The 14,275-nt window shown below is 60.4% G+C and carries 14 protein-coding genes and 1 pseudogene; 13 read left to right on the top strand and 2 right to left on the bottom strand.

All coding sequences use genetic code 11. From position 1 onward, the window contains the following. Positions 1 to 149 precede the first annotated feature (149 nt). The 13 genes and pseudogenes from dnaA to bilS all read left to right on the top strand — a co-directional run bounded on the left by dnaA (position 150) and on the right by bilS (position 11,801). Positions 150 to 1,466, top strand: coding sequence for a chromosomal replication initiator protein DnaA (gene dnaA / locus B5E56_RS10940; RefSeq protein ID WP_087389994.1), 1,317 nt, complete (start codon positions 150 to 152; stop codon positions 1,464 to 1,466). 346 nt (positions 1,467 to 1,812) lie between these two features. Further along, complete coding sequence (dnaN, locus tag B5E56_RS10935) at positions 1,813 to 2,925, top strand: DNA polymerase III subunit beta (protein ID WP_087330970.1); 1,113 nt, start codon at positions 1,813 to 1,815, stop codon at positions 2,923 to 2,925. Positions 2,926 to 2,962: 37 nt separating this feature from the next. Next, a complete protein-coding gene (locus B5E56_RS10930) occupies positions 2,963 to 3,403 on the top strand; it encodes an acyl-CoA thioesterase (RefSeq protein WP_087390083.1) in 441 nt (146 codons plus the stop codon). Next, the gene (locus B5E56_RS10925; RefSeq protein WP_087389992.1) at positions 3,400 to 3,612 is read left to right on the top strand and encodes an RNA-binding S4 domain-containing protein; all 213 of its coding nucleotides are present in this window, start codon (positions 3,400 to 3,402) and stop codon (positions 3,610 to 3,612) included. The genes B5E56_RS10930 and B5E56_RS10925 overlap by 4 nt, the downstream gene beginning before the upstream one ends. Further along, positions 3,609 to 4,715, top strand: a complete 1,107-nt coding sequence (gene recF, locus B5E56_RS10920; protein ID WP_087187245.1) for a DNA replication/repair protein RecF — start codon at positions 3,609 to 3,611, stop codon at positions 4,713 to 4,715. Before B5E56_RS10925 ends, recF begins: the two co-directional genes overlap by 4 nt. 40 nt (positions 4,716 to 4,755) lie before the next feature. Further along, positions 4,756 to 5,067 (top strand): Tat pathway signal protein, encoded by a 312-nt coding sequence (locus tag B5E56_RS10915; RefSeq protein ID WP_087267679.1) that lies wholly within the window; start codon positions 4,756 to 4,758, stop codon positions 5,065 to 5,067. Further along, positions 5,068 to 5,331 (top strand): extracellular matrix regulator RemB, encoded by a 264-nt coding sequence (locus tag B5E56_RS10910; protein WP_087187247.1) that lies wholly within the window; start codon positions 5,068 to 5,070, stop codon positions 5,329 to 5,331. A 68-nt stretch (positions 5,332 to 5,399) separates the two neighbouring features. Further along, positions 5,400 to 7,349 (top strand): DNA topoisomerase (ATP-hydrolyzing) subunit B, encoded by a 1,950-nt coding sequence (gene gyrB / locus B5E56_RS10905; RefSeq protein ID WP_087389989.1) that lies wholly within the window; start codon positions 5,400 to 5,402, stop codon positions 7,347 to 7,349. 109 nt (positions 7,350 to 7,458) lie between these two features. Further along, positions 7,459 to 9,966 carry a DNA gyrase subunit A gene (gene gyrA, locus B5E56_RS10900; protein WP_087389987.1) on the top strand — a complete coding sequence of 836 codons (2,508 nt, stop codon included), beginning with the start codon at positions 7,459 to 7,461 and terminating at the stop codon, positions 9,964 to 9,966. A 3-nt stretch (positions 9,967 to 9,969) separates the two neighbouring features. Beyond that, the gene (locus B5E56_RS10895) at positions 9,970 to 10,344 is read left to right on the top strand and encodes an SHOCT domain-containing protein (RefSeq protein WP_087389984.1); all 375 of its coding nucleotides are present in this window, start codon (positions 9,970 to 9,972) and stop codon (positions 10,342 to 10,344) included. A 47-nt stretch (positions 10,345 to 10,391) separates the two neighbouring features. Next, positions 10,392 to 10,730, top strand: a pseudogene (locus B5E56_RS14925) (endonuclease domain-containing protein); the annotation flags it as partial. Between the two features lie 90 nt (positions 10,731 to 10,820). After that, complete coding sequence (gene rnhA, locus B5E56_RS14920) at positions 10,821 to 11,258, top strand: ribonuclease HI (protein WP_242958920.1); 438 nt, start codon at positions 10,821 to 10,823, stop codon at positions 11,256 to 11,258. A 36-nt stretch (positions 11,259 to 11,294) separates the two neighbouring features. Beyond that, on the top strand, positions 11,295 to 11,801 hold the full coding sequence (bilS, locus tag B5E56_RS10885) for a flavodoxin family protein BilS (RefSeq protein WP_087187252.1): 507 nt from the start codon (positions 11,295 to 11,297) through the stop codon (positions 11,799 to 11,801). 41 nt (positions 11,802 to 11,842) lie between these two features. Here the strand turns inward: bilS and B5E56_RS10880 are convergent, their stop codons facing one another. Both B5E56_RS10880 and B5E56_RS10875 read right to left on the bottom strand, forming a co-directional pair. After that, positions 11,843 to 12,499, bottom strand: coding sequence for a helix-turn-helix transcriptional regulator (locus B5E56_RS10880; RefSeq protein WP_087389978.1), 657 nt, complete (start codon positions 12,497 to 12,499; stop codon positions 11,843 to 11,845). Between the two features lie 188 nt (positions 12,500 to 12,687). Then, positions 12,688 to 14,061 (bottom strand): sodium-dependent transporter, encoded by a 1,374-nt coding sequence (locus tag B5E56_RS10875; RefSeq protein WP_087187254.1) that lies wholly within the window; start codon positions 14,059 to 14,061, stop codon positions 12,688 to 12,690. Positions 14,062 to 14,275: the final 214 nt, after the last annotated feature.

Raw genomic sequence — 14,275 nt, 5'->3', positions numbered from 1 at the left:
TACGCATTATAATGATACGCGTTAAATTATCTGTACTCCCGCCGCTGGCGGCAGCATCCACGACCCAGGTCTTGAAAGCCCAGGCTTTCAAGGTCTTGTTTTGCTGCGCCCACAGCGGCCATCTATTCTACAAAAGAGGTGGTCTTTCCGTGAATCTACCGGCCGATCTCTGGGCCAAGGTCCTCTCCCTGATGGAGGGGGAGATGACAGCCACCGCCATCAACACCTGGTTTGACGACGCCACCCCCGTGGCGCTGGAGTCCAACCGGTTTGTGCTCCATACCCCCACCAACTTCAAGCGGGATATCATCAATTCCCGCTACATCCCCAACATCCAGAAGGCCCTCCATGAGCTGTTCTCCTCCGACTTTGAGGTTGTGGTGCTGGGAGAGGGGGAGCTGGAGGGCTACGGCAAGAAGAAGGTGGACGACGTATTTCTCCCGGGCACTGAGGAATACACCTTCGAGCGCTTTGTGGTGGGCGCCTCCAACAAGTTCGCCCACGCCGCCGCCCTGGCGGTGGCCGAGCAGCCCGCCCAGACCTACAACCCCCTGTTTATCTACGGCGAGTCCGGCCTGGGCAAGACCCATCTGCTCTACGCCATCGCCCACAAGATCCATCAGGCCCACCCCGATTACCGTATCGTGTATATCAAGGGTGACTCCTTCACCAACGAGCTGATCCAGGCCATCCGGGAGGGCCGCAACCCGGAGTTCCGGGAAAAGTACCGCTCCGCCGACGTGTTCCTCATGGACGACGTGCAGTTTATTGCCGGCCGTGAGTCCACCCAGGAGGAGATGTTCCACACCTTCAACACCCTGTACGAGGCCAAGCGGCAGATCGTGTTCACCGCCGACCGCCCCCCCAAGGAGATGCTGCGTCTGGACGACCGGCTGCGTACCCGGTTCGAGTGGGGCCTGCCCGTGGACATCCAGCCCCCCGACTATGAGACCCGTGTGGCCATCATCAAGACCAAGGCCATCCGCCGGGGTATGAACCTGCCCGATCCCGTCCTCCAATATATCGCCGAGAACATCACCTCCAATGTGCGGCAGATCGAGGGCACCGTCAACAAGATCCTGGCCTTCCAGGAGCTGATGGGGGAGAGCGTGGACGTGGACACCGTCACCCGGGCCGTCCGGGATATGTTCAAGGACAAGGCGGAGTTCCTCCCCTCGCCGGAGATCATCATTGACGAGGTCAGCAAGTTCTACAACATTGACGAGGAGGCCCTCCGGGGCCAGGGCCGCACCAAGGACACCGCGCTGGCCCGCCAGATCGCCATGTACCAGATCCGCCGCATGACCAACCTGTCCCTGAAGGAGATCGGCAAGGAATTTGACAACCGGGACCACACCACTGTCATGCACTCCATTGACCGGATCGAGAAATTGACCAAACAGAGCCCCGAAATTGCAGAAGTCATCAAGGACATCAACGCCAACATCAACGCCCGGTATGAATAAGGCTGAATGGTCTTTGAATATTCCTGCATAAATATGAATGAAACTGGATTCCCACTGGAAATCCGGTTTCCAGACCGCCTTCCACATTTCCACCCTCTTTCGGGGACATGTGGAAAAGGGGATGTGGAAAACTTTTTTGCTCCTTTTCCCCTGTGGAAACCCCCTCTTTTTTGTCCACACCCCCTGTGGACGGGCCAAACCATGGGTCACAAGGAGTTTCGCCACTTTTCCACAATGTTTTCCCCTACGGCTTACTATTACGAACTATATCCCTCCTCTCTCCGGAGGAGCGAGAGAGATCCCGGGGAGCCCCTTCTCTCCCCACGAAACGGAGGACCGAACAAATATGAAATTTTCCTGCGAAAAAGCCCTGCTGCAATCCGCTATCTCCACCGCCTCCCGTGCCGTTTCCCCCAAGAGCTCCATTCCCGCTCTGGAGGGCATTCTGCTGGAGGCCGGACAGGAGCTGCGGCTCACCGGCTACAATCTGGACACCGGCATCCGCACCATCGTCCCTGCCGACATCAGCGAAACCGGCACCCTGGTGCTGGCCGCCCGGCTCTTCGGCGAGATCATCCGGAAGCTGCCTGACGACATCGTCACCTTCCAGACCGACAACTATATGGTCCACATCACCTGTGGACCCAGTGAGTTCAATATCCTGGGCACCGACCCGGAGGAGTTCCCCGAGCTGCCCACGGTGGAATATCAGAACTCCCTTACCCTGTCCCAGTCCAAGCTGAAAGCCATGATTTCCCAGACCATTTTCGCCGTCAGCGACAACGAGAGCCGCCCGGTCCACACCGGCTCCCTCTTTGAGGCTAGCGAAAACGGCCTCACTGTGGTGTCGGTGGACGGCTTCCGGCTGGCCCTTCGCCACGAGGCCATCGACAAAAAGGACGGCGCTCCGGAATTCTCCTTTGTTGTCCCCGGCTCCGCCCTGTCCGAGGTGGAAAAAATCTGCACCGACTGCGACGAGCCGGTGTCGGTGACCCAGGGCGCCCGGCACATCATGTTCAAGGCCGGCTCCACCATGCTGGTGACCCGCCGGCTGGAGGGTGAGTTTTTGGCCTACCGCCAGGCTATCCCCCGCAGCAACGATATCTGCCTGGAGGGAGACACCCGGACTCTGCTGTCCTCCATTGAGCGCGTGTCCCTCATTATCACCGAGAAGCTGAAATGTCCCCTGCGGTGCGTGTTTGAGGACGGTTTGATGAAGATTTCCACCAAAACCGCCATCGGCGACGCCTACGACCAGTGCCCTGTCACCGGCGACGGCCGGGGGCTGGAGATCGGCTTCAACAACAAGTACCTGATGGATGCCCTCAAGGCCGCCCCCGCCGACAAGGTGCGGCTGGAGCTGTCCACCAGCGTGTCCCCCTGTGTCATCCTGCCCACCGAGGGGGAGGAGAATTTCCTGTATATGGTACTGCCCGTCCGCCTGAAGGCCGGGGAATAAATTGGGCACAAAGGTTCTGAAAGAAAGGAAAAATGCCTTGGAACTGCATCCTTACCTGCATAAGGTTCAATTTTATGAGACCGACGGCATGAGCATCGTCCACCATGGAAATTATATCCTTTGGATGGAGGAGGCCCGTACCGACTTTATGGACCAGATCGGCTGGAGCTACCATATGGCAGTGGACGCGGGCATCGACTTTGCCGTTACCGACGTGAGCTGCAAGTACCGCTCCATGACCCGGTTTGGGGAGACGGTAGCCATCCACATGGCGGTGGAGTCCCTGTCTCCCGCCAAAATGCAGCTGTCCTACAAGATGGTCAACGCCGACACCGGGGAGCTGCGGGCGGAGGGCACCTCCGGCCACTTCTTTTACGACCGGGCCAAGGCCCGGCCGGTGGCCCTGAAAAAGGCCCTGCCCGACCTGTGGGAACTGCTGCAATCCCTGCACGAAGAAGGGAGAAATTCGGAAGTATGAAGACCATTCAGTCCAAAATCACAACGGAATTTATCAAGCTGGAATCCCTGCTGAAATTTGAGGGTCTGGTGGAGACCGGCGGGGAGGCCAAGGAGCGCATCCAGGACGGAGAGGTCCAGGTCAACGGCGAGGTGTGCACCATGCGGGGCAAGAAGCTGCGCCCCGGCGACGTGGTTACTCTGGACGGCCTGCGCGTAGAAGTTTTATGATCGTAAAGTCGGTCTGCCTGGACTTTTTTCGCAATTATCTTCACTTTGAGGGGAGCTTTTCTCCCAATGTCAATGTGATCTGGGGGGAGAACGCCCAGGGCAAGACCAACCTGCTGGAGGGCATTGCCTACCTGTCCACCGCCTCCTCCCACCGGGCCCGGTACGACCGGGAGCTGATCCAGATGGGGGTGGACCACGCCTTTGTGAAGGCGGAGGTCTTTTCCCGGGGGCGGGACTTCACCCTGGAGGCCAAGCTGGGCCGGGGGGTGCGGCGGCAGCTCTTCTCCAACGGCGTGAAATTAAAGACCGCCGGGGAGCTGGCGGGGGTACTCAACACGGTGCTCTTCTGCCCGGAAGATCTGTGGCTTATCCGGGAGGGGGCCGCGGTGCGCCGCCGGTTCCTGGACGACTGCATCTGTCAGCTGCGGCCCCGGTACGCCGAGGCTTTGGCGGAATACCGGCGTCTTTATGAACATAAGACCCGGATTTTGCGGGACTGGGAGGAGCATCCCTCCCTGCTGGACACCCTGGACGAGTTCAATCTGCGTATGGCTCAGACCGGGGCCATGCTCATCCACTACCGGGCCTACTTCATCAAGCGGCTCCGGGAGGTGACGCCCCCCATCCACCGGGACTTTTCCGGCGGACGGGAGGAGCTGGGGCTGAGCTACCAGACGGTGAGCACCATCGATGATCCATTGGCCCCCACCCGTACTCTGCTGGAGCAGCTGCTGAAACATCAGGACTCCCACCGGAAGGCGGAGCTGGAGGCCCGGCAGTGCCTGTCGGGGCCCCACAAGGACGATTTGGTCGTGGAACTGGACGGGGTGAGCGCCAAAACCTTCGCCTCCCAGGGCCAGACCCGGACGGCGGCATTATCCCTCAAGCTGGCTTCCCGGGAAATTTTCTTCCAGGAGACCGGGGAGTGGCCGGTGCTGCTGCTGGACGACGTACTGTCCGAGCTGGACCATAAACGGCAGGAATTTGTCCTCAAACGCATCAATGGGGGCCAGGTTTTTATCACCTGCTGCGAGGAAATGAGCCTGGACCGGCTGGGGGAGGGCAAGACCTTCCACATTCACAACGGCGTACTGGTGGGATGACAAACCGGCCCGTAATACAGATCAGATTCAGGAGAACACTATGATACTTTTGATCCTTGCCCTGGTCCCCCTGGTGGGGGGCTTTCTGCTGGAATTTCTGGTGTGCCAGTTTACCCGGAAGGGAAGCAAGCTGTGGAAGCTGATCCCTCCGGTGGCTGCCGTTCTGGTGACAGCCGCCATTGTGGTCCACCGGCTCAACCTGTGGGAGGCGGATACCTCCCCGGTGACCCAGCTGCTCTTCATTCCCGGCCTGCCCGCCCTGGGCTTCTTTGTGGGGCTCTTTCTGGGCTGGAAGCTGTACCGCTGGCTGTGGAAGCCCAAAATCGTCCGGGACAAGAAGGAGGGCAAGTAGATGTATCTGCACATCGGTCAGAACGTGGTGGTGCCCTTTGGAGACGTGGTGGGGCTCTTCGATCTGGACAACACCTCCTCCTCCCACCTGACCCGGTCCTTTCTGGAGCGGGCGGAAAAGGAGGGGCGGCTGGTCAACGTGTCCGACGATCTGCCCCGCTCTTTTGTGCTGTGCGCCCGGCGGGAGGGGCCGCCGGTGGTTTACCTGTGCCAGCTCTCCGCCGCCACCCTGCTGCGCCGGGCGGAGAACAACAGTTTTGAATAAAAAAATTTGGGGTATGGCCGCTCTCACAGAGCCATACCCAACCTATGGTTAATCTAGCGGAGGTTATTATGTCTGACGAGTTAGAATTGGAACTGAACACCACCCAGGTGGAGCACGAGTACGGCGGCTCCGAGATCCAGGTGCTGGAGGGTCTGGAGGCCGTCCGCAAGCGCCCCGGTATGTATATCGGCTCCACCAGCGAGTCCGGCCTGCATCACCTGGTGTACGAGATCGTGGACAACTCCATCGATGAGGCCCTGGCGGGCTACTGTGATGAGATCACCGTCTCCATCGGAGAGGGCGACATCATCACCGTGGTGGACAACGGCCGCGGTATCCCCGTGGACATCCAGCCCCAGACTGGCCTGCCCGCCCTGGAGGTGGTGTTCACCATCCTCCACGCCGGCGGTAAGTTCGGCGGCGGCGGCTACAAGGTGTCCGGCGGCCTCCACGGCGTGGGCGCCAGCGTGGTCAACGCCCTGTCCGAGTGGCTGGAGGTCCGGGTCCACAAGGAGGGCAAGATCTACGAGATGAAGTTCTCCCGGGGCAAGGTGACCCAGCCCATGCAGGTGGTGGGTGACACCGGCCGCCACGGCACCGAGGTGGTGTTCAAGCCCGACCCCGAGATGTTCGAGGTCACCGAGTATAACTACGAGACCCTCCACACCCGGATGCGGGAGGAGGCCTTCCTCAACGCCGGCCTGAAGATCCACACCATCGACAAACGCCCCGGCAAGGAGCAGAGCGACACCATGCACTACGCCGGCGGTATCCGGGAGTTCGTGTCCTACATCAACCGCTCCAAGGACCCCATCCACCCCGACGTGATCTATATGGCGGGGCAGAAGGAGGACTCCATGGCGGAGGTGGCCTTCCAGTACAACGACGGCTACAACGAGACCATCGTCTCCTTCGCCAACAACGTCCACACCCCCGAAGGCGGTATGCACGAGGAGGGCTTCAAGCGTGCCCTCACCACCGTGCTCAACAACTACGGCAAAAAAATGAAGATCCTCAAGGACGAGGACAAGGTGTCCGGCGAGGACTGCCGGGAGGGCATCGCCTGCGTCATCTCCGTCAAGCTCACCGAGGCCCAGTTCGAGGGCCAGACCAAAGCCAAGCTGGGCAACGCCTCCATCCGTACCCTGGTGAACAACATCGTCACCGAGAAGCTGTCCGAGTACCTGGAGGAGAACCCCGCCGTGGGCAAGGCTATTCTGGAGAAGGCCCTCATGGCCAACCGGGCCCGTGAGGCCGCCCGCAAGGCCAGAGAGTCCATCCGCCGCAAGACCGCCCTGGGCGGCGCCGCCATGCCCGACAAGCTGCGGGACTGCAACGAGGTCAACCCCGAGCTCACCGAGCTGTACATCGTGGAGGGCGACTCCGCAGGCGGCTCGGCCACCCAGGGCCGGGACAGCCGCTTCCAGGCCATCCTCCCCCTGTGGGGCAAGATGCTCAACGTGGAGAAGGCCCGGGCCGACAAGGTGTACGGCAACGACAAGCTGACCCCCGTCATCACCGCCCTGGGCGCCGGCATCGGGGACGACTTCGACCTGGACAAGCTGCGCTATCACAAGATCATCATCATGGCCGATGCCGATGTGGACGGTTCCCACATCCGCACCCTGCTGCTGACCTTCTTCTTCCGCTTCATGCGGCCCCTCATTGAGCACGGCTACGTCTACGCCGCCGTGCCTCCCCTGTACAAGCTGACCCGGGGCAAGACCACACGGGTGGCCTTCTCCGACGAGGAGCGGGACCAGGTGTCCGCCGAGCTGCGGGGGGACAACCCCAACGCCAAGGTGGATATCTCCCGGTATAAGGGCCTGGGCGAGATGAACCCCCACGAGCTGTGGGAGACCACCATGGACCCGGAGCGGCGCACCCTCAAGCGCATCGAGCTGGACGACGCCGTGCTGGCCGACCAGACCTTCACCGTCCTCATGGGCGAGAAGGTGGAGCCCCGGAAGGAGTTCATCGAGCGCAACGCCAAGTACGCGGTGAATTTGGACTATTAAGGGAGTTCGGGCGACCATAAAGGTCGCCCCTACACGGCCCTGACGTAGGGGCGGCCCTTGCGGCCGCCCGCCGTGAACCACCCTATCATAAAGATTGAGAGGCAACAGCATGAGCAAAAAGCCACAGTACGATCCGGAGGAGATCCGGTATCCGGACCAGACCATCGTCACTTCACCTCTGGTGAAGGAGATGGAGCAGTCCTATATTGAGTACGCCATGAGCGTTATCAAGGGCCGGGCCCTGCCCGACGTGCGGGACGGCCTGAAGCCCGTCCACCGGCGTATCCTGTACGCCATGTACGAGGACAACCTGACCGCCGACAAGCCCTTCAAGAAGTCCGCCACCTGCGTGGGCGATGTGCTGGGCCGGTACCATCCCCACGGCGACGCCAGCGTGTACGACGCCCTGGTCCGTCTGGCCCAGGACTTCTCCATGCGCTATCCCCTGGTGGACGGCCACGGCAACTTCGGTTCCATCGATGGCGACCCCCCGGCCGCCTACCGTTACACCGAGGCCCGGATGTCCAAGATCTCGGACGAGATGCTCCGGGACATCGAGAAGGACACGGTGAACTGGGACCCCAACTTCGACGAGAGCCGGAAGGAGCCCCGTGTGCTCCCCTCCCGGTTCCCCAACCTGCTGGTCAACGGCTCGGCGGGTATCGCCGTGGGTATGGCCACCAACATCCCGCCCCACAACCTGCGGGAGGTCATCAATGCCACCATCTGCGTGCTGGACAATCCGGAGGCCACCCTGGCCGACCTGATGGAGCACGTGAAGGGCCCCGATTTCCCCACCAAGGGCATCATCATGGGCCGCTCCGGCATCCGGGCCGCCTACGCCACCGGCCGGGGCCGGGTGTGCGTCCGTGCCCGCACCGAGTTTGAGGAGTTCGGCAAGGACCGTACCCGCATCATCGTCACCGAGATCCCCTACCAGGTCAACAAGCGCCAGCTCATTAAGAACATGGCCGACCAGGTGGAGGACAAGCGTCTGGAGGGCATCTCCGACATCCGGGACGAGTCCGACCGAAACGGTATGCGGGTGGTCATTGAGCTGAAACGGGACGCCAATCCCCAGGTGGTGCTCAACCGCCTGTTTGCCCAGACTCAGCTGCAGACCACCTTCGCCATCAATATGCTGGCCCTGGTGGACGACCAGTCCCAGCCCAAGATCCTGTCCCTGCGGCACATCCTGGACGAGTACATCGCCTTCCAGGAGGAGATCATCATCCGCCGCACCAAGTACGACCTGAAGAAGGCCCAGGAGCGGGCCCACCTGCTGGAAGGTCTGCTCATCGCCCAGGACAATATCGACGAGGTCATCCGCATCATCCGCTCCAGCTACGACAACGCCAGGGAGAACCTGATGAACCGGTTCGGCCTGGACGACGTGCAGGCCCAGGCCATTCTGGATATGCGCCTGAAAGCCCTCCAGGGCCTGGACCGGGAGAAGCTGGAGGCCGAGTACAAGGAGCTGGAGGAGCGCATTGCCTACTTCCAGCAGCTGCTGGGCTCCGAGGAGATGCTGCGGGGCGTGCTGAAGGACGAGCTGTCCGCCATCCGGGACAAGTACGGCGACGACCGCGTCACTGAGATCCAGGACGTGGAGGACGAGATCGACATTGAGGACCTGATCGAGGAGGAGGAGTGCGTGTTCACCCTCACCGCCGGGGGCTACATCAAGCGCACCCCCGCCTCCACCTACCGCACCCAGCGCCGGGGCGGCAAGGGCATCACTGCCATGGCCACCAAGGAGGAGGACTATGTGGATACGGTGTTCACCGCCTCCACCCACGACTATATCCTCTTCTTCACCAATAAGGGCCGGGTCCACCGGAAGAAGGGCTACCAGATCCCCGAGGCCGGCCGCACCGCAAAGGGCACCAACCTGGTGAACGTGCTGCCCATCGAGCAGGACGAGAAGGTCACCGCCATGATCCACCTGCGGGAGTTCCCCGAGGACCGGTATCTGGTGATGGTCACCCGGGCGGGTACCGTGAAGCGGATCCAGCTCTCCTCCATCTTTACCGCCCGCAAGGCGGGTATCCGGGCCATCACCCTGGAGGAGGGGGACGAGCTGATCTGCGTCCGGGAGACCGATGGGGAGCAGGCCATTTTGATCGTCACCCACGACGGCATGACCATCTGCTTCAAGGAGACCGACGTGCGCTGCATGGGCCGGGACGCCTGCGGCGTCCGGGGCATCAACCTGCGCCCCGGCGACTTCGTGGTGGGCGCCGCCCGGGCCAAGCAGGACCATCAGGTGCTGATGATCACCGAGAACGGCTACGGCAAACGCACCGAGATGGACGAGTATATCCGGGCGGGCGGCCTCCAGAAGCGGGGCGGCTACGGCCTGAAGGGCTACAACGTCACCGACAAGACCGGTCCCGTGGTGGGGGTCAAGGTGGTCAACGACAACGATGACGTGCTGGTTATCAACGACGCCGGCGTCATCATCCGCATGGCGGTGTCCGGCATCTCCACCTACGGCCGCACCGCTCAGGGCGTCAAGATCATGAATCTGGAGGAGGGCGTGAAGGTTATCTCCTTCGCCCGCACCGACCACGAGGAAGAAGAGGAGGACACCGGCACCACTGAAGGGGAGGAATAAGCTATGTCCAGGAAACGGGTAACCTACCGTCCCAGTAAGCCCGGCTCGGTGGCGGGGGGCGTGGTGGGCTGCGTCTTTGTGCTCATCGGCCTGTTCGTCGTCATTCCCCAGTTTGCCATGGCGGGGGGCTTCGGCCTTATTTTCGGCATCATTTGGACCGTCATTGCCGCTGTGATCGCCGGTACCAACTTCTATTCTGCCTTTGGCAAGAAGTATATCGGCCCCGAGATCCACATCGAGGAGGAGGGGGTGTCGGTGGACGATCCCAAGGGCACCCCGGAGCAGCGGCTGGAGCAGCTCCAGTCCCTCTATGACCGGCGGCTCATTACCAAAGAGGAGTATGAGCAGAAGCGGCAGGAGATTTTGAAGGAGCTGTAAAAAGCCTTCCCCTGGGGGAAGGTGCCCCAGTGCGCACACTGGGGCGGATGAGGGGAAGAGGTGCGCCTATGGAAGATATCACCCGCATTCGCGCACAGAAACTGCGAAAAAATGCCACAAAAGAAGAGAATCATCTGTGGTATGATTTTTTGCGGACCTATCCCGTCCAATTTCTCCGACAAAAGCCATTTGGTCCTTATATTGTGGATTTTTATTGTTACAAAGCCAGGTTAGCCATTGAATTGGATGGTTCCCAGCATTATGAGGGAAATGGTCCAGAACTGGACGCCGCCAGAATGGCTTACCTGCAAGAAGTGGAAAAAATCAAGGTTTTGCATTTTACAAATCTTGAGATCAAACAGAATTTTGAGGGTGTGTGTGCCGTCATTGACCGGCAGGTAAAGGCGGCGTTCCCCTCATCCGTCTGGCCTTCGGCCAGCCACCTTCCCCCAGGGGAAGGCTATAATAGGAGATCTATGAAAACAGTTACCATTTACACCGACGGGGCCTGTTCCGGCAACCCGGGCCCCGGCGGGTGGGGGGCCATTCTGCAATACGGAGAATTCAAAAAGGAACTCTCCGGCGGGGAGGCCCACACCACCAACAACCGCATGGAGCTTACCGGCGTCATCACCGCCCTGAAGGCCCTGAAGGAGCCCTGCATCGTGGAGCTCTACTCTGACTCCAAGTACGTCATTGACGCCCTGGAGAAGGGCTGGGCCAGGGGCTGGAAGGCCAGAGGCTGGGTGAAGGGGGACAAGAAGCCCGCCCTCAACCCCGACCTGTGGGCCACCCTGCTGGACCTGTGCGACTACCACACCGTCCATCTTCACTGGGTCAAGGGCCACGCCGACAACCCGTTTAATAACCGCTGTGATGAATTAGCAGTAGCGGAGAGCCGGAAGTATAAGTAGGGGCGCGGTATGCGCCCGCCGTCCAAAGGAGGACCTATGAAAATCGCCATTGTATTTGACAGCCAGACCGGCAACACCGCCCAGGTGGCTCAGGCCATCCGGGAGGCCTGTGAGGGCCACGACATTGTGGCCTTCGGCCCGCCGCCCCAGAACGTGGACCAGGCGGAGCTGGTTTTTGCCGGGTCCTGGACCGACAAGGGTACCCTCACTCCGGCTATGCAGGAATTTTTACATAGCCTGTACGGCAAGCGGGTAGCCATCTTCGGCACCGCCGGTTTCGGTATCTCCGAGCTGTATTTTGCCTCCCTGTCCGACCGCTTCAAGGCGGAGGTGCCCAAGGGCAACCAGGTGGTGAGCAGTTTCTTCTGCACCGGAAAGATGCCCCAGACGGTGAAGGACCGGTACGAGGCCCAGCTCAAGGCCGACCCGGACAACGCCAAGCTGAAATCCATGATCCAGGCCTTTGACCTGGCCCTGACCCACCCGGACCAGAGCGACCTGGACCAGGCCGCCGACTTCGCCCGGGAGGCCATAAAGGCGTAAAAAAACGTGCTGCCTTTGCAGCACGTTTTTTATGAAATCGTTCAGGATTGTTCCTGAAGCTTGTTCAAATAGCGGTAAATGCTGGTTTCGGTGGTCTTGAGGGCGGAGGCCAGCTCGGCAATGGCTCCCTTTACCAGGAAGATACCCTTTTCGTCCAAACGACGCACCATCTCCATCTTCTCCTGGTAGCTCAGGCGGGTGGGTTCCACCCCAAAGCTGTCCAGCTCTTCCTGGATAGAGGTGGATACCAGCCCCTCCACCGATACCTCAAAGCTGTTGTAGAAGGGGCTCTCGGCGGGAGCCTCATAGGGCCGATAGCCCGAAATCATTACATTGAGGGCATCCCGCAGCTCCACCAGCCGCTCCACGTTGATGTTGACGGTAATCATGCCCCGCAGCTGCCGCTCTGGGTTGTTTTTCAAAAAGAAGGTGGCGGATTTCAGCTTATGCTTGGAGCGGGAAAGTGCCCGGTAATTGACGATAAAATCTTCTTTTTCATAGATCTTCGAGTCCAGAAGGTTCCGCTCCAGCGAGCGCATCTCGCTGCCGGGTACCATCTCATCGTCCATGGGGTTGAGGACCTGATACACCACCCGGTCATCCACGTCGTATAAAATGATCTCAGCATCCGGTCCCAGCATCTCTGCGAAAAAGCGCATCAGCGGCAGAACGGATTCCAGCTGTTTCTTCTGTTCCATGGATGGCTCACCTCACTGGGGCGGCAGTTGATATATCTGCGCTCCCTTTCTTCTTCATTTCAGTTTAAACCAAAACCACCCGATTGTCCAGAGGAAGCGGCGGAAAAACAGAGGTACGGCAGGGTCCGGCGCCAAACCGGGCCCTGCCGCACCAGGGAATAAGAAGAGGGCTGAATGAAAGAGGGAGGCTAGAATGTGATCACGCCGATCAGCTGCAGGAACATGAGGATGATGGCGATGGGGGCGATATAGCGGATGGTAATGGTGTAATAGCGGTTCACCTTCAGGCCGTCGCCGATGTTCATCTCGTCCAGGATGGTCTTGGGCTTGAGGATCCAGCCCACCAGAATGACCATGAGCAGGGCGCCCAGCGGCAGCAGGATGGCGGACACCACGGTGTCGTTGAAGAAATCAAAGATGGTCTTGCCAAAGATGAGGAAGTCGGCCAGCGGCCCGAAGGACATCATCATCACCGAGCCGATGACAAACACCACGCCGGCCACGATCCAGGTGGCCTTCTTCCGGGCGATCTTCAGTTCATCCACCAGGAAGCCCACAATGGCCTCCATGATGCAGATGGTGGAGGTCAGGCAGGCGAAGAACAGCATGATGAAGAAGATGGAGGCGAAGACCATGCCGAAGGGCATCTGGGCAAAAATGGCGGGCAGGGTGATGAAGACCAGCGGGGGGCCCATGCCGGCTTCGATGTTGAAGGCGAAGGCGGAGGGGAAGATGATCAGGCCGAACAGGATGGCGGCGGAAGTGTCACCCAGAGCCACCATGATGGTACTGGAGCCGATGGTCTTTTTCCGGTCCAGATAGGAGCCGTAGATCACCAGGTTGCCGCAGCCCACACCCAGGGAGAAGAAGGCCTGGCCGATGGCGGCCATGACGGTCTCCGCGTTCAGGTTGGAGAAGTCGGGGATCAGGTAGAAGGCCAGACCGGCGTCGGCGCCGGGGAGCATGATGGCCCGGATGGCCAGGAAGATGATGAATACGAACATGATGGGCAGCAGGATGTTGCACACCTTTTCAATGCCGCCCTTGACGCCCCGCAGGACGATCACGGTGGTGATGAGGAGCATGACGCCCAGCCAGAATACCATCTGGAAGGGGTCGGCGGAGAAGCTGCCGAACATGGCGCCGATCTCATCGGCACCCATGCCGCTGTAGGAACCGGTGATGGACTTGGTCAGATAGGCCACCGTCCAGCCGGCGATGCCGCCGTAGAAGGACAGGGTCAGGGTCAGGGCGATGACGCCGATGATGCCCAGCAGATACCACTTCTTGCCGGGCAGCAGCTTTTTCAGGGCGGTGGTGTAGCTGGTGCCCGTCTTGCGGCCGATGGCGAATTCCGTCATCAGCACGGGTGTGGCCACCAACAGCAGCGCCAGAAGATAGACGACAATGAAGGCTGCGCCGCCGTGCTGTCCCACCAGGTAGGGGAATTTCCAGATGTTGCCGAGGCCGATGGCGCCGCCCATGGAGGCCAGCACAAAGGCGATCCGGCTGCCGAATTGTTCACGATCAGGGGTTTGCAGGGTGTTGTCAGGTTTTCCCATTTGTTGTCCCTCCTATCCTCTTTGCAAGCGTACAGGGATGTTGGAGACCGGCGGCATGGGAACAAGATTCAATTTGATGCTGGCGGCAGGTGGCCGCCGCCCTGCGCATCCGCCCCTTGACAGAGGAGGAGAATGGGCATATAATTAAATTTGATGTTCAGGATTCCCATCCATACGGATGGGTTTTCTGCCCATTAGCCGCGGAAAAGTGCCA

The organism is Flavonifractor sp. An112 (genome assembly GCF_002161085.1).
Lineage (GTDB): Bacteria > Bacillota > Clostridia > Oscillospirales > Oscillospiraceae > Flavonifractor > Flavonifractor avicola.
The sequence above is the reverse complement of the archived record's forward strand: the minus strand, read 5'-3'. Positions and strand labels throughout refer to the sequence as shown.

Excerpts from the sequence above, each read along its gene's own strand:
- gyrA (WP_087389987.1), top strand. The coding sequence starts at position 7,459 with ATGAGCAAAAAGCCACAGTACGATCCGGAGGAGATCCGGTATCCGGAC.
- dnaN (WP_087330970.1), top strand. The coding sequence starts at position 1,813 with ATGAAATTTTCCTGCGAAAAAGCCCTGCTGCAATCCGCTATCTCCACC.
- gyrB (WP_087389989.1), top strand. The coding sequence starts at position 5,400 with ATGTCTGACGAGTTAGAATTGGAACTGAACACCACCCAGGTGGAGCAC.
- B5E56_RS10880 (WP_087389978.1), bottom strand. The coding sequence starts at position 12,499 with ATGGAACAGAAGAAACAGCTGGAATCCGTTCTGCCGCTGATGCGCTTT.
- bilS (WP_087187252.1), top strand. The coding sequence starts at position 11,295 with ATGAAAATCGCCATTGTATTTGACAGCCAGACCGGCAACACCGCCCAG.
- B5E56_RS10895 (WP_087389984.1), top strand. The coding sequence starts at position 9,970 with ATGTCCAGGAAACGGGTAACCTACCGTCCCAGTAAGCCCGGCTCGGTG.
- B5E56_RS10910 (WP_087187247.1), top strand. The coding sequence starts at position 5,068 with ATGTATCTGCACATCGGTCAGAACGTGGTGGTGCCCTTTGGAGACGTG.
- B5E56_RS10925 (WP_087389992.1), top strand. The coding sequence starts at position 3,400 with ATGAAGACCATTCAGTCCAAAATCACAACGGAATTTATCAAGCTGGAA.
- recF (WP_087187245.1), top strand. The coding sequence starts at position 3,609 with ATGATCGTAAAGTCGGTCTGCCTGGACTTTTTTCGCAATTATCTTCAC.
- B5E56_RS10915 (WP_087267679.1), top strand. The coding sequence starts at position 4,756 with ATGATACTTTTGATCCTTGCCCTGGTCCCCCTGGTGGGGGGCTTTCTG.
- B5E56_RS10875 (WP_087187254.1), bottom strand. The coding sequence starts at position 14,061 with ATGGGAAAACCTGACAACACCCTGCAAACCCCTGATCGTGAACAATTC.
- rnhA (WP_242958920.1), top strand. The coding sequence starts at position 10,821 with ATGAAAACAGTTACCATTTACACCGACGGGGCCTGTTCCGGCAACCCG.